This is a genomic window from Paenibacillus kribbensis, from assembly GCF_002240415.1.
GTDB lineage: Bacteria > Bacillota > Bacilli > Paenibacillales > Paenibacillaceae > Paenibacillus > Paenibacillus kribbensis.
Map to the genome: position 1 here is coordinate 3572596 of NZ_CP020028.1, position 21413 is coordinate 3594008.

Genomic DNA, 21413 nt, shown 5'->3' on the forward strand with positions numbered 1-21413 from the left:
CGGAAAATAGATGCTCAACTGTACTTCAGGCTTCACTCACAGGCAAAGGCGACATGCGAATGCTGATCGTCTTATCAAACGGCGCCATCCAGTTGACCAACAACGTATAGGCATCCATAGGATGAGCAGCTCCCCGAACCGAAGTTGCCATATGGTCCATGGCTGTTCCCGTCAGTTCAAACCATGCAATCCCCGATTCATAGCGTGCTATGCCGCCAGTCCAGCATTGTACCCTTTCATTCACCTGCCTGTACTCTCCGCAAGTAAATCTTCCTTCACGTCCAAAAACAAAACTGATCTGGGTCATGCAGTCCACCGGACCCTCTGAGCGAAAACGCAACCTCCATACATCCTCCTGACGATCCACATCAACCCGTATTTCATGCCGCTGTTCATGGGTTAGCGGACGTTTGTGATGCGGGAGCAAATACCATGGGCTGACTTCCTCATGCGAAGTTGACGGCAGATCTGCAGCAGCTACAGGACCATAGTAGCCTTTGGTCTGCTGACCTGACAGCGTCCAGCCTGTTTCGTAAGCTGTCAGCTCCTGCATCGGTACAAAACCGGGCGAGAAATAGGAGGCAGCCTGTACTGCCAGCAGCCGTGCATCTCCATGCCGCAGTGACAGGAACGATGAACCCTCGCTCATAAGCGTGGCACTGGTGTCCTCCTGTCGATAGCGAACGACTGGAGCACCAAAGTCTGTATGCAGACGGCTATGATAGATTTGCCGGTGATGCCCTGCCTTATCCATCCGGCTCAGATAGTCAGCCCTTGGAAAGTCTCCGTTCAGCAGCTTGTTATAGCTGACTGGTAATGAGGCTGGCGATACCTCGCGAGCTTGCAAACGCGGATCAAGCAAAAAGCGTACAGCCGCATTGATTGGAGCGCCGCCCGGATGATCCATGACTTGAATAGCAGCGACAGCCATCGCTTCGAATATGGCATCTTCATCCTCGGTAGCCAGCATGGCATACGGGAGAAGATAAGAGGATAGATTCAACTTCACACCAAAATCCTGTCTTCCTGAATACTCCGTGACCACTTCGCCATCGGGATGGACAAGATATACCATCATGTGCAAATTGCGGCGCACTGGCTCAAGCAGCTCCGGATGCTTCAATAAACGGGCAGCATGAATCAGCATAATATCGCTGACGGCATTGTAAATCCCGTTGCTGCGCTCCGTCCATTCGCCATCCGGCGTCCCGTCCAGCCCTTCAGCCAGCCATGCTTCGGCCCGCACAAGCACCTCAGGCAGATCAAACAGCTCGTGCAGAAATCCCAAGGCAGCACACAGTACCCAACGGTGGTTTGGCGTGTGGCAGCCTCCAGTCAGCATGACCGGGATCGTCCGCTCCAGAAACAAGCGCATCGCATCAGTCACCCCGCGCTGCTTCAGCCAGTCGTCCCCAACCAGCAGCTGATAAACCTGAGCGTAGCCCACGACCACGAACGCTGTATCCGGCGGCGAGTGAAAATTGGTCCAGCCTGGCGAAATAGAGCCGTCCTCATGCTGTACACGCAGCATGTACTGCGCTGCCAGCTCCAGCCGGACAAGCACATCCTCATTCCGGTAGTAGACCGAATCCGGATTGACGAGCGCGGCCGCCCAGATCGCCATCGTGGCAGGGGTACCGACCGAATGATTAGGCCAGGCGATCCCGTTCTCATCATCGGTCACCCCGCCGTAATAACGGCTGTCGGCATCCAGCACCTGACGGTCCATACCTGATTGCACCCAGGTATCGTTGATCGCTACAATTTTACTGTACATTCCTCTCAACCCCTGTAATATGCATAATCATTCATTAGCCTTGCGTCTCAAGCCTCGCTATCTTGCCTGTCAGCAGCTCATGACTGCGTTCAATATCTTCCGGCTGACAAGCTGCTTTCAGCTCATAGACCTTAATCGGGGCCTGCCGGATGATATTCACGAAACGATCAAAAAATTCCAGATCACCGCTATGAATATAAGGGCACCAGTGATCAGATAATCCTATGGTTTCATGAATGTGGACACCCAGGATATAATCGATCATTTCATTGGCTTCCTTGGCGTTATCGTACAATCCCATACGGTCCATGATCATACCATGTCCAATGTCATACCACAGGTTGACAGGTGCCCCCTTCAAACCATCTATAATCGTCTTTGCCTCCTGTAGGGTGGGCATCTGATAGCAGCGTGAACGCGTTTCAATGCCGATGGCTACATCATACCCCTTGGAAGTAATGCGGTCGCACACCTCCTCCAAACTGTCGCGAATACGCTTCGCATAATGTCCGCTCAGTGAATTTCGTCGCTCCAGCATTTGTGTCCACAGCGTTTGATAAGCAGCCGAATCCCTGCCCTGCTCACGGTAAATACCAGCCAGTTCCTCACTGATATCATATGGAAATGGAACCTCACCAGGGTGCACAACCACGGCCTTCGCCCCGTAGCGATGCGCATATTCCGCAGATTGCACCAAGAGCTCTATCGCGCGTTTTCGCTTCGCCTCATCATCAAACCCGAGCAGCACGGAATCCGTGCCGTAATCCGGGTCTGGTGTATGAGGAAACGTATTATGCACACTCGATATGCCGATTTCTCCCCGTTCAATCATAGGCTCAATCGTCGTCAGCATTTCCCGGGTAATGTTATAATTCAGCTCCACCCGGCTAAAGCCCAGCTCGCGTATTTCCTCAATAAGCTCTCGGCCAACTGTATGCTTTTTAATATTCCAACAGGTGGAAAAGGAGTATTCCCCCTTCGCCTTCATTATCATCATCCTTTCACCGCTCCGACCATCACTCCACTAACAAAATACCTTTGCAGCCACGGATAAACGAGCAGAATCGGAACCGTAGCAAAAATGACGCTCGCCGCCTTCAACCCTTCAGGCGTAATTCTCGCGCCACTGGCTCCTTCCAGCCTGGTCAGCTCGGATACCATGTTATTTTGAATCATTTGATACAGCTTGAGCTGTAACGGAAATAAATCGGGGTTTTGAATATACATCAGCGTATCCTGAAATCCATTCCAGCGTCCCACACCGTAAAACAGACTTAACGTCGCCAATACAGGCAGGGACAGCGGCAGTACAATCCGAATCAGGGTGCCGAATTGACTGGTGCCATCAATCTCCGCCGCTTCTCCCAAGCTTTCCGGAATCCCATTAAAGAATGAAATGAGAATAATCAGATAAAACGGGCTGATCAGACCTGGTAAAATAAGAGACCACATGTTATTCAACAAATGCAGATCACGCACCAAAATGTATTCGGGAATGATGCCACCGCTGAAAAACATCGTCACCACAATGATAAACATCATGGTTTTACGGCCCTTCAGGTTTTTCTTCGTTAACGGATATGCCGCTATGATCGTCATCAGCATACTCAGCACTGTCGTAATCACCGTCAGCAGAACTGTAAACCCGAGCGAACGGATCATGCTCATATCGGCAAAGACCTTTCCATATGCCTGCAAATTGAACTCAACCGGAAACAGAGTCACCTCCCCGGACGTAATCGCCCGGTTGGAGCTGAAGGAAATGGACAAAATGTGAATAAACGGGGCCAGACACAGCAGTACAGCCACAGCCACCAGCACAGTCGTGACGATATCAAAGGTGCGATTTGCAGTACGTTCACTCATCAGATGTCAGCAGCTCCTTTACATAATACTTTCATCCGTCAGCTTCTTGGATGCATAGTTAGCGCCTAGCACAAAGATCAGACCAACCACGGCCTGAAACAGGCCAACCACCGTTGCCAGCGTATATTGCCCGGACTCCATCCCGATGCGATACACAAATGTGCTGAGCACATCGGAGTAATCCCGAACGGCCACATTGCCGATGACATAAGGACGATCAAAGCCAATCGTGATCATATTCCCCAGATTGATGATAAGCAGCGTAGCAATGGTCGTTTTCATACCTGGAATCGTAATGTACCAAATTCTCTTCAAGCGTCCTGCTCCATCTACCTCGGCAGCTTCAAACAATTCCCGGTTAATGCCGGTCAAAGCAGCTAGATACAAAATCGTTCCCCAGCCTGCGCTTTGCCACACACCCGTGAGCAGATAGGTCAGCACCCAGTCATTTTTATCTGTCAAAAATGGAATCGCTTGAAAGCCGAGCGTGGTAAGTACATTGTTAATCATGCCGGACTGCGTACCAAACACCTGATACACAATCCCGCCGATAATGACCCACGAAATAAAATGGGGGATATACAATATCGTTTGCGACAGTTTTTTAAACCAGACCACTTTCATTTCATAGAGTAAAATCGCCAGGATTAAAGGTGCCGGAAACGAAACCAGCAGATCAAGCAGATTTAATACAATGGTATTACGCAGCGTTCTATAAAAATCGTCCATGCGGAATACTTCCCGAAATGCATCAAACCCGATCCACTCGCTTCCCGTAATCCCTTGAAAAAAGTTAAAATCCTTAAAAGCGATCTGTACGCCCCACATCGGACCATATTTGAAAACAATAAAGTAGGCCAGGGGCAGCACAAGCAACGCGTATAATTGCCAATATCTGCGGAAGTAAACGTTCCCTTTCATGCGCTGTCTCCTCCTTTACTTTCCGCCTTCTTACTTGCCTGTCATGGCCTTGTAGGCTTCGGTACGCTCATCGAGTATCGCCTGGCCGCCGCTCACCATATAATCCTTTAATGACGCATCGTAGACTGCATCAAACTGTGCCGGAGGTGCCATCACAGATTTGACGACCATTTCATCAAACTTATCCAGCAGTGAGTTGCTGTATTTGGACTCGGACTTAATCGGATGGTCAAATTTCACCGGAGGAACGGTATCTGTGTTCGATATATCCATGGCCTTGCGAACATCCTCCTGGAACTGAGGCGGCATAGCCATAATAAAGGCTTCCTTGTTTTTGTTATCGTCTCCTGCGATCTTGCCATTCGCAATAATGACCACATCACCTTGATTATAGATACGATCCTGTGCTTCTTGTGTAGGGTTTTCCTTGGCAACCGGGATTCCGTCTTTCAAGGTATAGTTCTCGCCTTCCACCCCGTTCTGCATGTCGCGCAGCACCTTTTCAGAAGACATCCAGTCCAGATACTTGATGGCCTCAATCGCATGCTCACTGGATTTAGGCACCATAATGTAGAGGCCGTTGGATGCAAATTCCGGCTTGGCATGCTTGCTCTCACTGTTCGTGTAAGGATCTATTGGCGTCAGCTTCGCTTTGGGCTGGTTGGCCAACAGATTGGAATAAGCTGCATCGTTATAAAAGATGTTGTCATAATCATCGCTAAAAAAGCCGGTATTTCCACTTTGTATATCCTGAGTCAGCTGTTTTTTGTCCTTATCCAGACCGAAGTCCTTGCTGATCAGGTTTTCATTGTACAGCTTGTTCAGAAACCGGACTCCATCCTTGAATCCAGGCAGCAGCGTCGGATAATCACGGGAACCCAGCTTTTGGGTCAGCGTATATTTCTGCTCATCCGTCACCGGCTTAACAAAAGACCACAGCAGCGGATCATATTGCCCAGGCTCCATCGTCATCCCCATGGGAACGGCCTTGCCCCCCGTCTTGCCGGGATCTTTTTCCTTAAAAGCTTTTAACGTGTTATATAGCTCATCTGTCGTTTGAGGGACAGGCATTTTCAGCGTATCAAGCCAATCCTGACGTATAAAAGAAGAGTATTTTCCTAAGATGGTACGTTTACCCGGAATAGCGAACTGCTTGCCCTCTACCTGTCCGTAGCTCAGCGTATCCTCACCAAGAAACTTTTTGAGATTGGGACCATACTCATCCAGCAGTGGGGTTAAGTCCGTCAATCCACCTTGCTCTGCGTACCGTTCAAAGGTGCCGGAATCATAAGTAAATACGATATCAGGTACATCGCCTCCGCTGGCCATCAGGACATTCAGCTTGGTGACCTCTTCCGAGCGCTGAACGGGCACGTATGTTAAATCGATGTTATTGGGTTTGCCAAAGTTTTCTTTTGCATAACGGGTCAAATAGCTGTCAGTAATGGTATAGCCTTGAGGTGTGTTGCCTCTGTCAAAAATTTCAACCTTCAATGAACCACCCTTGTCTTCGGCAGCGGTCGAACTCTTGTCCGCCTCACCTGACGAGCACCCACTCAATACAACCGATAGTGCAACCGTAGCTGCAAGCAGCAGACGCAGCTTCTTCAATGATCCTCCAGCCTTGCTTCTTCTCATTCCTGGACACCCCTTTGTCTGCTTTTTCCCGTTCGTCGCCTCTTCTTATGGATGAGAGTATGGCATATCATGCATCGGCATGAGTCTGTCTCTTTGGTTCGGGATGTGCCTTAGTATGACATGACCGCAGGAAAACTGACAATAAACTAGTTTCCTGAGCATAAACTGTTTATTTGAAAGCGGTTACCAAATGTGATAAAACGCTTACTTTTATATAAGACCACTGTTTTCCTGCGAATAAACCATTTTCTTTGTTCGATCCGTGTAAGATATAATTCCATATCAAGTGACTTGGAAGTTGTTTTTGCGAAAAAAAGAGCACCCCACCCTCATCGGATGCGATGCCCTCACTGTATTTTACCAAGCTTCAACGATGTACGAAGCTCGCTATTCCTGCTGTGAAATCTCTGATGGGAGACTCATGGATAACTTGCGTACCTTTCCTGTTTTCCCATCCTTACGGCTGCGTGATACATACACCATCATTAGCGCACCTAAGGTCGCGCTGATCATACACGCCAAATTCATCAGCTGCGGCCCTCCAGCATGAAGGAGAAACCCGTTTAGCAAATTGCCTACAATCCCTGCCAGTCCGGCAAACACCATATTGAACACGCTTTGTCCGGTCGCCTGCATATCCTTTTCAGTGACATGCGATACATATTCAACCGCAGCAATGTAGAAAAATCCAAACGATAGCCCGTGCAGCACCTGCACAGCGATCATAACGGCAGGATCAGGAAAGACCCACTGAATCCCCCATCGGAACATATAAGCGACGGCCCCTAGCAACAGGGTTCTCTCCAACCCGATTTTTCGAATCACTCGTGAAGCGAGCAGCATAGAAGGGACGTTCGTAATGGAGGCGATCAGTAGAGCAATCCCGACTAAACTCGGAAGTCCTCCTGACATTTTAAAGGCCAGTACAAAATAGGTATTGAATGCAGTCAATGTCTGATTCACCAAAAAGCTGCCGCCCAAAAACATTAAAAAGGTCCTGTTGCGGAGCAATTGACCCATCCCGTCCGAAAGTGATTTGCGCAGCACGAGATCTTCTTCCGTTTTTTTCGGCAGCGTCAGCGCCGTCAAGGCCGCAAGGCTGTTCAGCGCCAAAAAAGGCACCCAGAGCATCGTCACAGATAAAAGGGACACAAACAGTCCCCCGATGTAGCCACCCACCGCATTGCCTATACTCGCCATAAATCGTATGCTGCCGTAGGTTGTGCCTGCCTTTTTAGCCGCCACAATCGCATAGGAATCCGCAATCGGTGCCTGTGTTGCCGTAAATATGGCCATGATGGAATAAACTAAAGCCATCAGCACAAAATGCTCTGACTGATAGCATACAGCCATGACTCCCGGTACCGCTACACTCAAAATAAGGACCAGTCGCATTTGACGATATTGATCCACAATCATTCCCCATATCGGCTGAACCAAAATGGAGACAAGCGTACCGATCGCCATCAAAACACCAACGCTGCTGCTCGTCAACCCATTTTGAACCAGCAGCAGGGTCAAATAAGGGTTAAACATGCCCCCCGCCAAACCAATAAACAAATAGAAGCTGCGCAGCTTCAGCATTTGTGAGCCAGCCATCTGGAAACCTCCCTGTTGTTAGCGTACCGCGCTGCCCAGAATGGTCGCCAGACCTCCGATGGCCCCGGCTTCATTACCCAGCTCAGCAGGTACAATGGTGCAAGGAATATCCGTCCATAAGGCTACTCTTTGCCGAATTTCATCCAAATAATACGTGTTGCCTTCTGCCACTCCACCACCTATAACGATCATTTCCGGGTTCAGCAGGCTGATCACATTCGTCAAAGCCATCGCCATATGCGCCAGCGCAGGCTCCACAATCGTCTGTGCTTCGATATCCCCTTCAGCCGCCGCTTGTAAAACATGGCGAGCCCCGACCTTGTCCCTGTCTCCCTCTGCCAGCCGAATCATATGCGCACCAGGCATACCGGATGCGAGCGCCGATTTTACACTGCGTGTAATCGCTGTGCCGGATGTTAAAGATTCGAACACACCAAACTCGTCTGTCCCTTTCTGTTTTGCCGCTTGCCGCGCCTGTTCCTCGCCTGCAATCCAGTACGCCATTTCACCAGCTCCGCCTGCGGCACCCTTGTACAGCTCCCCATTTAAAATAAGGCCACTACCAATGCCTGTCCCTACCGTTACCATCATGACATGGCGTAATCCCCGGGCTGCCCCCAGCCATTGTTCTCCGAGCGCAGCCATGTTCACATCATTATCCAGCACCAGGCAACCGCTATATCGCTGTGCAATGATAGATCGTATATTTACATGCGTACTATCTGCAGAGCTCCATTGAATCGCTGGAGCGTGAGTGATCGTTCCGCTATCGTTATCCACCATACCGGGAAAGCCGATGCCAATGCCTTTCAACTGTTCCAGTGACAGCCCTGTCTGCTCCAGACAGTTCTCCAGCTCCCAGAACAGACGCTCAAAGAAAAAATGAACATCCTTCGTATGAACCGTCGGGAATTTATGTCTCAACACTACTTGCCTTTCCGCTGTGCCAATACAGATCAGTGTCTTCGTCCCGCCAACATCAATGCCTGCCGCCCAGCCGGAAACCTTCGGCTCATCCCTGTGTTGCTTGTGTACAAATATGTCCGCCATAGCCATCCTCCGTCATTCCGGTTCGCCATTATGCCTGCTACTCTATCGGCCATTGACGCCCTGTAGGTTCAAGATATGGACATAAGTATGGCATTTGCACCCCTGTACCGCAATAAACTAAATTCCGCCCCATAAACCGACTCGTTCTCCCCGGCTTTCAAGCAAAAAAAGGCGAGCGCCTATAGCGCTCCCCCTGCTATTGAATCCCCTGGCTTTAATCTCAGCTTGCGATAATCTCCCGGCGTTACACCAACGACACGCTTAAATACCCGCCCAAAGGTAATTGAATTGGCATAGCCAACCTGCGTTGCAATATGCTGAACCGTCTCCGTGGTGTTACACAGCATTTGCTGGGCGTGGTTCATACGCAGCCGTGTCAAAAAATCAACGAATTTCATGTCAAATTCGGTTTTAAACAGATGACTGGCATATTTGGGCGACACATCAAAACGCTCACTCAAATGATTTAATGACAAATCCGGATTCGTATAGTGCTCTTCAATATATTGCTTCATCTCGCTGACCATGGCCCGATAGCTTTTGGTTTCACTGGCTGCAACATAAGTCCGATATACAGTGGTCATACGCTCCAGCATTAGTGTATGCATCATAGCCAATGAAGAAGCCGATTCAACCTCGGCTTTCCATCGCTGTCCCTCCGCCCCGTTAAAATAACGATCCAGCGCACCCGATACATCCTTCATTTCGCGCATTTCCCGTTCCAGCAGCTCCTGTAGCCACCGCACTACTGTTAAAATATCTCCATCCTTCAACTTATCGGCTTCCATCGCCCCGAACAGTCCTTCCAGTTGTATACGCCAATCATGGTTTGCCAGTCGAAAAGAACGAATCGTCTCCGAAATCAGCGGCAGATACGAATACAATGGAATTTCATTAGCCTGCGGAACCTGATCACTGGTCACAATATCGCGCACCCCGAGCGTTAACCGATACCGCAAAGCAGAAACAGCGGCCCGATAGGAATCCTGAATATGCTCCAATTCGTAAGTTTGGCTGCCAATTCCAATTGTAAGCTGTACACCCAGATGGCCCTGCAGCCACTCACAACCCGTTTGTGCCATCTCTTGCAGCTTCACCCCCAGCAGACCTTCCCCAACGCTTTCTTCTTTCCGCAGCAAAATGGAGATTCTTTCACGGCTCATCCATTCTGCCCAGCCCTGCCATCCATAGGTGGCTGCAAGCTCCTGTATCACGCCTAGCAGCGACAGGCTTAAACGTTGATCTTCATCCCCATGCTCCTCCGAATGTCCGCTACCGGTTGATTTCCCGTCCGCTGTCTGCGGCAGGTCCAGATCGTGCAGCTCCACCACCATAACAGTGTAGATCGGAGAAGCCTCCCTCTTCCCGCCATCTGCAAAAGGAGAAAGATGATCCAGCCGGAATTCTACCGTTTCGGCGGCTGTACCTTCCATAAGATCAAGGAACAGTTGCCGTCGCCGAATGAGTATATTCGCATGCTCCTGCTGTTCATAATCAACCGTTTGCCGAATCAGACTTTGCAGCGCATGGTCAATCATCCACAGCTCATCCTTATTGTTTTCCTCACCGGGACGGCCTGGCAGTTGCTGGATACGCTGCATCATCAACTGAATTGGCCTGTAATTTCTGTGGGTCACATAAATAATGTAGACCACCGCCAATATAACCACCGCCAATCCGACCGCAATCCAGACGTAGGAGATCACAGACACCCATTCGAACAATTGCCCAGCACGAATGCCGCTTTCAAAGCTCCATCCCAGTCGGGGGGAGAGCAGCTGAGTCAGCTGCTGCCCGTCCTCTGCTTTTACAGCATCCTTGGTATCGGATACAGCCGGATAAATCGTATGTCCGCTGCCATCGTTAATCAACAGATAGGAAACAGCCGGGTTCGTCATTTGAGCGATCACTTGCTCCAACGGATACACACCGATGTTGATCACCAACAGTCCTTGTCCCCCAAATGGCAAGGGGAGCCGCTTATGCATGGAAATCACACGTTCTGATGTATGCTGGCCCGGCTCCTTCCATTCCCGCACAGGCGACCACTGCCGATCCTCCGACCGAAGCGCCTGCTCAATGTACGAATAATCGGCAAAGGTCGAAGCCTCCTGAAGACCACTCATGGTTAATACCTTATGATCTTTCGTTCGGTAAATATAAATAGAGTGTACCAGCTCATGATTATCTTTCAGCGTACGCAGACTCCCTACCAGCTCATATAACATCATGCTGCCGCTTTGAGCTTGTCCGTTCAGGAAAGTGCTGTAGCTCTTGTTCGTCTCCGCCTCGCTTAAAACGTCCATTTCTACCTTCGTCAGTGAATTTTCCACACTGTCCATCACAAATCCGGTCGTGATCCGATTCGCTTTGCTAGTTTCATTGCGTGATATCTCGTTCACGATCAGGAAGGATAAGAAAATGAGAATCGACACTGTCAACATGAAAATTGGGAAATAGGAAAAAAGCAATCTCCTGTACCAGCTCTTTCGCATCACGTTTCCCCCTTACCGCCTAATGCTTTCACGACCCCCTCTATAGAGTTCATTCAACAATAAGCATACTTATGATGTCAGTTTTAATACACTTTCGATTATACTTTGAACCTATTTTACCAAATTCAGATGCCAAATAGATAGAATTCTTACAAATTATCCGTTAACAATTCATTCTTAAGCTATTTATTGTTATATATATTAACACAATGAAAGCGCTGTACATATCATGAAAGAGTGAGAGTAGATTCTAGTATTAGAATGGATTTGTGGATTAGCACTAAGTTTTATATTTAACATAGATGTACTTGAGGGAGGGCTGTCTGAGAACGAAGCAGCGCGGAAGTATGGGATGAACCATGTAACGGTTAATGAATGGGTAGCAGCATACTCCAAGCATGGGGCTGCGGGATTAATCACAGAGGGAACACACAGGACTTTTACTGGAGAGCAAAAGCAATACATATTAGAAGATATGCATGAGAATCGGTTGAGTTATAAAACTGCGGCTAAGAAGCATGACGTACCAGATAGATCCATCCGGAATTGGGAACGCATTTAGTATGTCACGCAGAGGAAACTGCCTGGACAACTCCGTGATAGAGAATTTCTTTGGAATCCATCGAAGAACCAAGCAAAAGCTCAGAGGACTGTCGCCGGTAGAATACCGCATCCAGTCCTCTGTAGCAGCCTAAGTCTGTCCTGTGTCTAACTTTTTGGGGTCAGTTCATTTAAGGTTAGTGGGGCTGGCACATAACAATAAACTAACCAATTGAAATAACTTTTTTATATTACTAGCCGGACTTGTTTAATATTATTTTATGAAGCGATGGGGCTTTAAAACTGAAAACAATTAATAAATATCAATAGTAAAATAATCTTTCTCTTTGCCCTTCACTAACTAAAATTTCATACTTTTCAAAAGATCTAACATCTGCAAATTGTTTAAACCGTTCAAATAATCTTATGCATCTAATGAAAAAGGACTCCTTGTTATTGGATAATGATTTAGATAACACGTCTAACAGATATTTGAAGCCGTAAGAGTAGTTGCCTCTATTCAAATAGTATTTAGCAAGTTCATATTTAAAACGTGTTTTTTGCTCTGGTACTACTTGATAAGTATACATATCGGCAGATGGGTTCATTTGAGCAAAAAAATCAATTTCCGTTTTAAACCTTAGAAGTATATTATCTACATCTATGTTATATCGGTTAGCTGCATACATTACGTTCAACAACTTAGTAACCATTTCTTTATCGGCTTTATTGGTTGATGCAGCAATGTATTCAACATAATCCGTAAGCACACTTGTATCCCCAGACAAAAGCTTAAATACGTAAGTATTAACTTCTGCCCAATGTTGAAACAAGCCGATCCAATGCTGGGTATCCTCGTCCGTCTCTTTTACCCAATCTAAATTAGCGTAGGTGTATGTATATTGTAGAGCTTGTTGATAATCGCCTTGAGCTTCACAAACACCTGCACACAACAAATCGCCATAGGAGATGTATACAAACATTGGACGACTTAGCTTCTTTGCAGCCTCATTGCGTTCTCGGCTGTTCTGTTGATGTTTCATGGAATATTGGATTTCCGCTTTCCCTCTCATTTTCCTTGCCATTTCGTCAACCTTGACCCATTTACGCAAAGACCTATACACGTTAGCCAAATCCTTCAACGCGTCAAGCTGGTCTATTTCATCCAGACGTTCAACAAAGGGTTCAAATAGCGTAGCTGCACTGAGATTACGGCTTTGATCATTTCCAACCTGAATAGTGAATATACGATATTGACAGACTGCCAAGCGCTCAGAGTGCTGGTACTTCTCCGTTTGTGCTACATTCTCATATAACAGCAGCGCCGCTTCATGTCGTCCCTCTGCGAATAGGTTTTCCGCAATATCAAATAGTTTGGGCGAATAGAGTAGATTATCCATGATGGCTCCCAACACTCGACGGATCGTATCCAACTTATCCAGCTCCGCACAGCGATACAAAAATGGCTCGATTCGCCTCATATTCGGGGGTACGTCTATGATGTAGTTTTCTATGAACAAGTCGTAAAAGTGGCCTTCCGGTAAACCCATAGCCTCAGTAATTCGGTCAAGCTGGTTTACAGACATAGACTTATTTCCTGTCACAATACTACTTACTATTCCCCGATTCATCCCTGCAATATGTCCAAATTGTATTAGACTCAATCCCTCTTGTTTGAGGTATCTGTCTAATTCCGCCCGAATCGTAGGTGTTTGCTTCATGCCATAGCCACCTTCCGCATAAATATTCCATAATTTTTAAAAACATACTTCATTTTTCACCATAATTAACCATCTGTCAATATACTATGCAACTAATATAAGTATTCAATTTTTAGCATAAAATGAAACAAAAAAAACTCTCCGCTAACCTTTGCGGTTAACGGAGAGTGTGATTCTCTATATTTTTTTCTCAGTGTTGTTGTTCTTATTCTTTTTCTCAGCAAGAAGTATACCTAGAAGTATATATCCCCTATACAATATTCCGATTAATGGCACTCCACCCGCAATAGAAATAAGGATAACTAGCATATTAAGTATAAATGGTATTAAAGCGGGAATTTTTGGTTCCTCAGAAATCCAGTATCTTGCTCTAACCTTGTATCCAATCTACCAACGAATGCACCGTCAACGCACCTGGTGAAACGGCCTCAAATGTTGAGGCACCGTTACCGTTACTCAACGCCAAAAATTCCACGATCTTCGGAATACCAGGGGCCAGATCCAGATGGTTATCGCTGAAAATGCCTTCCCGTTCCGCTGACAGCCACACATGTCTTGCAAGCACATCCGAACAAAGTATAAAGCTGCTGCCTCTGCTTCCCGGTACCTCGGTTATCTTAATATTCGTCTGCGGCAAATCCATCTCTTTGGTATCTGCAAAATAAACTTCACAGGAGGCCACCTGTTCACCATTTTGTGTCAGACACGCGACCAGCATATGCTCTGCACGGTTCAGGCCGTTCAGCCATTTGTCGGTTGGCAGTGTATGTACGATCCCTGCAGCGCCCGCTGCCTGCTGTACCTGAATGTCCTCTTCACAGATCACTTGACTGCCACGAATATGCAAAAGCGTCAGCCGCAGCGTACCTGCAATCGTCTTTAGCGTATCGTTAACGATATGCAGCTCCTTATTGCCCTGCTCTGCATCCGCCACGCTCAACAGCACATCAGCAAAGCTGCGCTTCGCCGTATATTGAAGTGCTTTCCAACGACCGAAATAGTCCATACTCGACCAGGATGCAACGGGCCAGCAGTCATTCATTTGCCAATATAGTGTTCCCATGCAATAGGGCTTGTGACGGCGATGTGACTCTATAGCCATTTTCATCGCCTCTGCCTGTAAAATCTGGCTCATAGGAAGAAAACACGCAAAATCCTTGGGTTCCCGCATATACCGTTCCATATATTGTTTAATCAGGCGATTGCCTGCCCCATTCTTCTGATGGGCCAGCATGACCGCGGATTCCAGCTCCAAATCCTTCTCCTCCGCATAAGCACGTACCGACTTGTACTCGGGAAAGGACTGAAAACCATATTCGCTCATAAAACGTCCCACATGTACATGGTAATGCTCAAACGGCTCAGATGCGTGCCACACCCCCCAGTAGTGAACATCCCCGGCCTTCGAAGACGGATGCGCATGCTGGTTTCGATCTGCGGTCAGGCCAATAAGCGGGGAGGAGGGCCAATAAGCCGTCTGCGGGCTCCAGGTGTGTACCGCCTCTGGCAAAATCCGGTGAAAAAGCGTTTCATAATCGGCCCACAGACGCTCCCGTTGTTCAGGCGTGTAATCCTTTTTCCAGCCCCAGCCTCCGTTCTCTTCATAATGCGCCCATGCCGAATCAATCTCATTATTGCCGCACCATAACGCAATACAGGGATGATTCCGCAGTCGCTTGATGTTGTCTTCAGCTTCCTGTGCCACATTATCCACAAAAGTCTCATCCCCTGGATACATGCTGCATGCGAACATAAAGTCTTGCCATATCAATAAGCCATATTCATCACAAAGCTCATAAAATACGTCTTCCTCATAAATGCCACCACCCCAAACCCGCAACATATTCATATGGGAGGCAGCCGCGCTGGCGATTTCGTGCCGATACCGTTCCTTCGTAACCCTAGTGGCAAAGCTGTCATTCGGAATATGGTTGGCTCCCTTGGCAAACACCGGAACTCCGTTCAGCTCAAAATAAAAGCTCTCTCCCTCCGCATCCGGTTCACGTACAAGACGGATCGAACGCAGACCTGTTTTCACCGTTTTTTCCGCTATTACAGCTCCTTGCTCCCGCTCCGCAAGTTCGGCTGTAAACGTATATAGATGGGGCTCTCCCAGCCCTCGGCACCACCACAGCTTCGGTTTGCTCATATCTAGCTCCAGCTCTACGGTTTGCTTTCCCTTCTGCAGATGAACAGGTTTCGACCACACCTTGCTGTCAACGAGGATACGCAGCTCGGCCTCCGTCGCCTCTCCTGCGTTCTCGACTTCTATGACCGCTGTGAGCCTGGCCTCTTCTGCATTCACTTCATCCTGTCGAATAAACAAATCTCGCACGATCATACCGGACCAGGCCTCGATCCGCACCTCTCTCCAAATGCCGCTTGTCACCAGCCTCGGTCCCCAATCCCAGCCATAATGATAGGGAGCCTTACGCGCGAAAACGCTTACCTTTTTGTCTGCCAAACCACCAGCTTCGGACTGATCATTTGGTGCAGGAAGTGCATAGCCTAACCGTTCCAGCTTGGGGACATCTTCAGCAATCGGTGAACGGAAATAAATTTCCAGCCGATTTCCCCCTACTTGAACAAGCTCCTTCACATCCTGTCTCCATTGCCGAAACATATTATTGGTCGACAATACATGTTGCCCATTCACTTTTACATCTGCATAGGTGTCCAGTCCTTCCAACACCAATTCTATCCGCCTACATTGAAGCTGTTCCGCATGGATCTCAAAACAGGCTTCATAGATCCAGTCCTGCTTGTCAATCCACTGTACCTCTGCCTCGTTCATCCCGATAAACGGATCAGGAATTTGGCCAAGTCGTAAAAGATCGGTATGCACACAACCCGGCACTTCCACATTAAACCACTCATCACTTTGCGCTTCCCTAAATCTCCAGCAATCCAGTTCTATCTCATTGAACATTGCCACAAGCCTCCCTGTAAGGATGATTGGGAACATCTGGGTCTCTCTTTCAACATAACAAAAATAACATCAAGCTAACAAAGTAGTCAAATTGTTTTTTTCGCAAAACCATTTGTATAGCAACCAAAAAAAGTCGCTCTCTGGCCTTAAACAGGCTAAAAAGCGACATCTTTATTTCTCCACATCAACGGAGTACATCTAATGCGATCTGAACATCAACTAGATCTGATTGAGCTGATTGGACGCTCAGGGTCATCTTTTCCCCGACTGTTGCGGGGCGCATGTCGTTCCCGTATAACCAGCTCTGCGTGCAGCAGCTTTTTTTCGACAGGCGAATCCGGGTTGGTTATTCGCCATAGCAATTGATCGACCGCACGCATTCCCAGCAGCTCCTTATCCACTCTTACCGTGGCATAAATCGGCATCTGTTCGTTCGTATCATCAAATCCCGTCACCCCGCAGCGCCTCGGGACATCAATTCCCTTCCGTTTCAGCACATCCACCGCTTGTGCAGCAGTCACATCATTCGCGCACACAAACACCTCCGGCAACTCGCTCTCGTTCAGCTTGTCCAATTCCTCCTCCAGCGCTTGCACTCCCCCGTGAAGAAAGGCCTTGTTCTGCTGTAATTGTACGCCGCTCATTTCCAATGTGGAGCGAAAAGCTTCCCAACGTTCATAGAAACTGTGAGCATCGTCAATTTGACCGACAAATTGAAAACGTGTATAGCCCCTGCACAGCAAATCCTTCATTAATTCACTCATGCATGTGCGATTATCCGTAAACACCGTATCACTTAAAAATGCAGAATCCCAATGATCTACCATGACGACTGGAATCCCCATTCGATAAATATTCAGCAGCATCGGCGTTGAAACCGACCCTACCGTAATAATCCCCTTGATCGCTTCCGGATTCAGCAACGAAAACATATCTTCAGTCGAGGGCTCCGTTAACGTGACCATATCCATTCCCTTGCGCTTCAGACGCTCGGAGATTCCTTCAAACACAGGTCCCCAGTATCTGGATTCCCTGTTCTGGTGTCGTATATTTGGAAATAACACCAGCACAGTGCCCGACCATTCCTTGGCATCCGTATCACGCGGCTCTAGCCCGGTCACTTTTGGATGGTTGCGAAAATAGCCCATCTGGGCAGCCAGCTTGACCAGCACCGTCCTTGTCTCTTCACTTACGCCGGGCTTGCCTGACAATGCACGAGAAACAGCGAATTTTGAAACGCCCGCCGCATCCGCAATTTCCTGCAATGTTACTTTTCCACGCATCTTCTCACCCAACCCTATTCGGAATCTAGTTCTGCTTCTGCCTGTTTTCAATACACGGGTGTGCCTATAAACTGGTACCATCGTAGCATACTTTGTTTTAGATCATCAAACGATAGATTTGCACAAATCCACACCATCCGCCATAATATGTTTGCATAATAAAAAAACAAACAGCATAACAAATCACCATAAATCACTTGACGTAAGGTAGTTTATTTCCTACAATTTACTAATGAAAGCACTTACATTATGTGAATCATACTTAAAAAGGGGGATTGCAAATGTTCAAGAACAGATTGGTACGACAAAGCTCCATCCTGCTCCTGGCTGTGCTGCTGCTCGTGACAACGGGCTGTGCGAGCGGAACAGGCGGTACGGCATCAAAAGAAGATCCCGATGACACCAGTCCCATGACCCTAACTTTTTTTGGCGGTGATTCCAGCTCCAACTGGAACAACATGAAAGACGCGGTCGGACAGGAAATTATCAAAAAAACGGGCGTTACACTCAATGCCGAATATGCCGTCAATGGTCGAGGTGAGGAAAAATTTGCACTGATGGTCGCCAGCGGAGAGTATCCTGACCTCGTGTATCCCAAAGGGGAAGTCGGAAAGATGGTCGATGCCGGAGCACTCATTGACTTAACCGACCTGATTGACAAATACGGTCCAAATATTAAGAAAGTATACGGAGACTATTTTAACCGTATCAAATATAGCAGTGAAGATCCTGCCATTTATACGATCCCAACCAATTTGGGCGTAGATCACATCGCATTTGATGCACAGGCCGGCTTTGAAATCCAGCATCAGGCACTTAAAAAGCTCGGATACCCCAAAATTCGCACCGTCCAGGATTTTGAAAAAGCACTCAAGGACTATGTCGCCAAATATCCCACCACCAACGGCCAGCCTACCATTCCCCTCTCACTTGATGCCGAAGACTGGAAAATTCAGATTACCGTGACGAATCCCGCCGTGATCGCTACAGGCGGACCGGATGATGGCGAGTATTATATTGATCCGAAAACACACAAAGCCATCCTTCACTACAAGCGCCCGGAAGAACGGGAATATTTCCGTTGGCTGAATCATATGTACAACGAAGGATTGCTGGATAAGGATACTTTTGTGCAAAAAAGTGATCAGTACAAATCCAAGATTGCTGCAGGTCGGGTCATTGGACTCATTGATCAGGAATGGAACTATCAGGATGCCGAAAACGCCCTCAAGGCTGCAGGCAAGGATGAATTTACCTACGCTCATTTTCCAGTCACCTTAAATGAAAAATATCAGGATCATTCCCTCCAGCCAGTTGGCTTTGACGCTGCATACGGCATCGGAATTACGACTTCGTGCAAAAATCCGGTGCGTGCCATCAAGTTTCTGGATTTTCTGGCCTCCGACGAAGGACAAATTTTGCGCAACTGGGGCATTGAAGGCCAGCATTACAATGTAGAAAACGGCAAACGAGTCATTCCGGCTGCCGTACAGCAACGCAAAAACACCGATAATGCTTCTTTTACTAGAGAGTCAGGTATCGGTTTGTACTGGATATGGGGACCTCATTACGGGGACAGCGTCAAAGACCCTTCTGGCAATTACTATACAACCAACTATCCGGAAATGATTACCGAAAATTACAGCCAAGCCGAAAAAGAATCCCTTCAGGCATACAAGGCCCAGACATGGAAGGACCTGTTCCCGAACGAAAAGGATTTCCCGGCAAAAGAGTGGGGTGCCGCCTACAATATGCCGGTTCCGACCGATACGAACTACAATGTCATTTATCAGAAGTCGCAGGACATTGTGCGCAAACGGATTCCTGAGGCTATACTTGCCAAGCCGGATCAGTTCGACACCGTCTATGACCGTATGCTGCAGGAACTGGACCAGGCAGGTGTACCGAAGGCTGAAGAAGTCTACACTGGCCTGATCCAAAATCGGCTGAAGCTATGGTACGGGGAGAAATAACGATCAAATAAGCTGAACTTAAAAGTTACCTATCGTTACTACTTCGTGCCACTACGCAGTCGGATGGGACTTCTCTTGTACAGCACCATCCGACTACTCCGTTTTTATGTAGAACGATACTCATTAGAGATTCTTTTGCAAATCTTCACTTACTGTATTTCAGATCATAATTGCCTCTCGCCTCCTCTACATGCGAATAATTCGTTCTGCCCCACTGTCTTAATTCTTTCATTGGTTGAAGTAAGGTTTCGCCTAAAGGGGTTAGCGAATATTCCACGGTAAGGGGTACTGTTGGTGTAATATGGCGTTGGACTAGCCCATCCCGCTCCAGCTTACGCACCGTTTGTGTCAGCATTTTTTTGGAAATGCCCTCGACTCTTCTGGAAATATCCCCGTATCTGATGTGCCCATTCTCCAATGCGTAAATGACGAGTGCCGTCCACTTGTTGGAAATAATCTCAAGGACTCTGCTATAGCCACAACCCGCCAGCGTGATGTCGGGTTGTTTATTTGTGGTTGAAGATGTCAAATCCTTTCCCCTCCTATGCACCTAAAAGTACCCTGGACACATTAAAGTGCCTCCTTATGTAAGTTTAGATTTTATATTAGGATATGTCTATACCTGCCGCTACGGCAGCGTAACCGTCAAGAGTGAAGCTAGAGATTCACTTGGAAATTACTCTTCATTGGGAGGAAACGAACATGTCAAATATTATTAAACCGCGGCCTAAGCTGTATGTGATGGATAACGGACGAATGAGCATGGACAAGAACTGGATAATCGCCATGCATAATCCGGCCACGATTAACAATCCTAATGCCTCAACAGAGTTCACTGAATTCCCCATCTATACAGTATTGATCGACCACCCTGAGGGAAAGATTTTGTTTGATACAGCATGTAATCCGAACTCGATGGGCAGCGAAGGGCGTTGGGCCGAATCAACGCAATTGGCATCCCCTTGGGTGGCCAGTGAGGAATGTTACCTGCATAACCGGCTGGAGCAATTGAATGTAAGACCTGAGGAAATTAGGTACGTCATTGCCTCCCATTTGCATTTGGATCACGCGGGATGTTTGGAAATGTTTACGAATTCTACCGTTATCGTACATGAGGATGAGTTGAACGGTGCGCTGCAGAACTATGCCCGTAATGTAAAGGAAGGAGCTTATGTCTGGGCGGACATTGATGCATGGATCAAAAATCACTTGCAGTGGAAAACAATCAAACGCCATCAGGATAACCTGGAACTGGCTGAAGGTATCAACATTCTCAACTTTGGCAGCGGGCATGCTTGGGGGATGATAGGCTTGCATATTGAACTGCCGGAGACAGGGGGGATCATCCTTGCTTCGGACGCTATCTATTCAGCGGAAAGCTACGGTCCACCCGTCAAGCCGCCAGGTATTATTTATGATCTGCTTGGTTACCGGGATACGGTGGAAAAAATTCGCACACTGGCTGCACGGACGAATTCTCAAGTATGGTTCGGACATGATATTAATCAATTCAAACAATTCCGCAAATCAACCGAGGGATATTACGAATAAAAAGTTTAATATATCAGGTATCCACCCCAAAAGCCCGCAATTTCGCGGGCTTCTATGATTCGCTCGTTTT

15 protein-coding genes are annotated in these 21413 nt (G+C 47.7%); 3 read left to right on the forward strand and 12 right to left on the reverse strand.

What is annotated here, in order from left to right:
• Window positions 1–25: 25 nt before the first annotated feature.
• The 8 genes from B4V02_RS15845 to B4V02_RS15880 form a co-directional block, all read right to left on the reverse strand.
• On the reverse strand, window positions 26–1777 hold the full coding sequence (locus tag B4V02_RS15845; RefSeq protein WP_094155527.1) for a hypothetical protein: 1752 nt from the start codon (window positions 1775–1777) through the stop codon (window positions 26–28).
• A 34-nt stretch (window positions 1778–1811) separates the two neighbouring features.
• A complete protein-coding gene (locus tag B4V02_RS15850; protein WP_094155528.1) occupies window positions 1812–2774 on the reverse strand; it encodes a sugar phosphate isomerase/epimerase family protein in 963 nt (320 codons plus the stop codon).
• Window positions 2771–3643: a carbohydrate ABC transporter permease gene (locus tag B4V02_RS15855; protein WP_094155529.1), complete on the reverse strand. Its 873-nt coding sequence runs from the start codon at window positions 3641–3643 to the stop codon at window positions 2771–2773. The genes B4V02_RS15850 and B4V02_RS15855 overlap by 4 nt, the downstream gene beginning before the upstream one ends.
• Window positions 3644–3661: 18 nt before the next feature.
• Complete coding sequence (locus tag B4V02_RS15860) at window positions 3662–4564, reverse strand: ABC transporter permease (RefSeq protein WP_094155530.1); 903 nt, start codon at window positions 4562–4564, stop codon at window positions 3662–3664.
• A 30-nt stretch (window positions 4565–4594) separates the two neighbouring features.
• Window positions 4595–6202: an extracellular solute-binding protein gene (locus tag B4V02_RS15865; RefSeq protein WP_094155531.1), complete on the reverse strand. Its 1608-nt coding sequence runs from the start codon at window positions 6200–6202 to the stop codon at window positions 4595–4597.
• A gap of 387 nt (window positions 6203–6589) precedes the next feature.
• On the reverse strand, window positions 6590–7801 hold the full coding sequence (locus B4V02_RS15870; protein WP_094155532.1) for an MFS transporter: 1212 nt from the start codon (window positions 7799–7801) through the stop codon (window positions 6590–6592).
• Between the two features lie 18 nt (window positions 7802–7819).
• Entirely contained in the window at window positions 7820–8851 is a 1032-nt protein-coding gene (locus B4V02_RS15875; RefSeq protein ID WP_094155533.1) for an ROK family protein, read from the reverse strand.
• Window positions 8852–9030: 179 nt separating this feature from the next.
• Window positions 9031–11346, reverse strand: coding sequence for a helix-turn-helix transcriptional regulator (locus tag B4V02_RS15880; RefSeq protein ID WP_094155534.1), 2316 nt, complete (start codon window positions 11344–11346; stop codon window positions 9031–9033).
• A gap of 475 nt (window positions 11347–11821) precedes the next feature.
• On the opposite strand from B4V02_RS15880, the gene B4V02_RS26695 reads away from it, so the two are divergent.
• Complete coding sequence (locus B4V02_RS26695) at window positions 11822–11908, forward strand: DUF1804 family protein (RefSeq protein WP_244188550.1); 87 nt, start codon at window positions 11822–11824, stop codon at window positions 11906–11908.
• Window positions 11909–12209: 301 nt separating this feature from the next.
• Here B4V02_RS26695 and B4V02_RS15885 read toward each other — a convergent pair whose 3' ends face one another.
• From B4V02_RS15885 to B4V02_RS15895, 3 genes are all read right to left on the reverse strand, one after another.
• Window positions 12210–13607: a helix-turn-helix domain-containing protein gene (locus B4V02_RS15885; protein ID WP_094155535.1), complete on the reverse strand. Its 1398-nt coding sequence runs from the start codon at window positions 13605–13607 to the stop codon at window positions 12210–12212.
• A 370-nt stretch (window positions 13608–13977) separates the two neighbouring features.
• Window positions 13978–16536 carry a beta-mannosidase gene (locus tag B4V02_RS15890; RefSeq protein ID WP_094155536.1) on the reverse strand — a complete coding sequence of 853 codons (2559 nt, stop codon included), beginning with the start codon at window positions 16534–16536 and terminating at the stop codon, window positions 13978–13980.
• 215 nt (window positions 16537–16751) lie between these two features.
• Window positions 16752–17819 (reverse strand): LacI family DNA-binding transcriptional regulator, encoded by a 1068-nt coding sequence (locus tag B4V02_RS15895; protein ID WP_094155537.1) that lies wholly within the window; start codon window positions 17817–17819, stop codon window positions 16752–16754.
• A 281-nt stretch (window positions 17820–18100) separates the two neighbouring features.
• Here B4V02_RS15895 and B4V02_RS15900 point away from each other — a divergent pair, with 281 nt between their 5' ends.
• Window positions 18101–19792: an ABC transporter substrate-binding protein gene (locus B4V02_RS15900; protein WP_094155538.1), complete on the forward strand. Its 1692-nt coding sequence runs from the start codon at window positions 18101–18103 to the stop codon at window positions 19790–19792.
• A 145-nt stretch (window positions 19793–19937) separates the two neighbouring features.
• Here B4V02_RS15900 and B4V02_RS15905 read toward each other — a convergent pair whose 3' ends face one another.
• The gene (locus B4V02_RS15905; RefSeq protein WP_025720753.1) at window positions 19938–20321 is read right to left on the reverse strand and encodes a winged helix-turn-helix transcriptional regulator; all 384 of its coding nucleotides are present in this window, start codon (window positions 20319–20321) and stop codon (window positions 19938–19940) included.
• Between the two features lie 173 nt (window positions 20322–20494).
• Here B4V02_RS15905 and ahlS point away from each other — a divergent pair, with 173 nt between their 5' ends.
• Window positions 20495–21343 (forward strand): AhlS family quorum-quenching N-acyl homoserine lactonase, encoded by an 849-nt coding sequence (ahlS, locus tag B4V02_RS15910; protein WP_094155539.1) that lies wholly within the window; start codon window positions 20495–20497, stop codon window positions 21341–21343.
• Window positions 21344–21413: the final 70 nt, after the last annotated feature.

Excerpts from the sequence above, each read along its gene's own strand:
- B4V02_RS15860 (WP_094155530.1), bottom strand. The coding sequence starts at position 4,564 with ATGAAAGGGAACGTTTACTTCCGCAGATATTGGCAATTATACGCGTTG.
- B4V02_RS15880 (WP_094155534.1), bottom strand. The coding sequence starts at position 11,346 with ATGCGAAAGAGCTGGTACAGGAGATTGCTTTTTTCCTATTTCCCAATT.
- B4V02_RS15855 (WP_094155529.1), bottom strand. The coding sequence starts at position 3,643 with ATGAGTGAACGTACTGCAAATCGCACCTTTGATATCGTCACGACTGTG.
- B4V02_RS15865 (WP_094155531.1), bottom strand. The coding sequence starts at position 6,202 with ATGAGAAGAAGCAAGGCTGGAGGATCATTGAAGAAGCTGCGTCTGCTG.
- B4V02_RS15895 (WP_094155537.1), bottom strand. The coding sequence starts at position 17,819 with ATGCGTGGAAAAGTAACATTGCAGGAAATTGCGGATGCGGCGGGCGTT.
- B4V02_RS15890 (WP_094155536.1), bottom strand. The coding sequence starts at position 16,536 with ATGTTCAATGAGATAGAACTGGATTGCTGGAGATTTAGGGAAGCGCAA.
- B4V02_RS15875 (WP_094155533.1), bottom strand. The coding sequence starts at position 8,851 with ATGGCGGACATATTTGTACACAAGCAACACAGGGATGAGCCGAAGGTT.
- B4V02_RS15870 (WP_094155532.1), bottom strand. The coding sequence starts at position 7,801 with ATGGCTGGCTCACAAATGCTGAAGCTGCGCAGCTTCTATTTGTTTATT.
- B4V02_RS15845 (WP_094155527.1), bottom strand. The coding sequence starts at position 1,777 with ATGTACAGTAAAATTGTAGCGATCAACGATACCTGGGTGCAATCAGGT.
- B4V02_RS26695 (WP_244188550.1), top strand. The coding sequence starts at position 11,822 with ATGCATGAGAATCGGTTGAGTTATAAAACTGCGGCTAAGAAGCATGAC.
- B4V02_RS15900 (WP_094155538.1), top strand. The coding sequence starts at position 18,101 with ATGTTCAAGAACAGATTGGTACGACAAAGCTCCATCCTGCTCCTGGCT.
- B4V02_RS15850 (WP_094155528.1), bottom strand. The coding sequence starts at position 2,774 with ATGATGATAATGAAGGCGAAGGGGGAATACTCCTTTTCCACCTGTTGG.
- ahlS (WP_094155539.1), top strand. The coding sequence starts at position 20,495 with ATGTCAAATATTATTAAACCGCGGCCTAAGCTGTATGTGATGGATAAC.
- B4V02_RS15885 (WP_094155535.1), bottom strand. The coding sequence starts at position 13,607 with ATGAAGCAAACACCTACGATTCGGGCGGAATTAGACAGATACCTCAAA.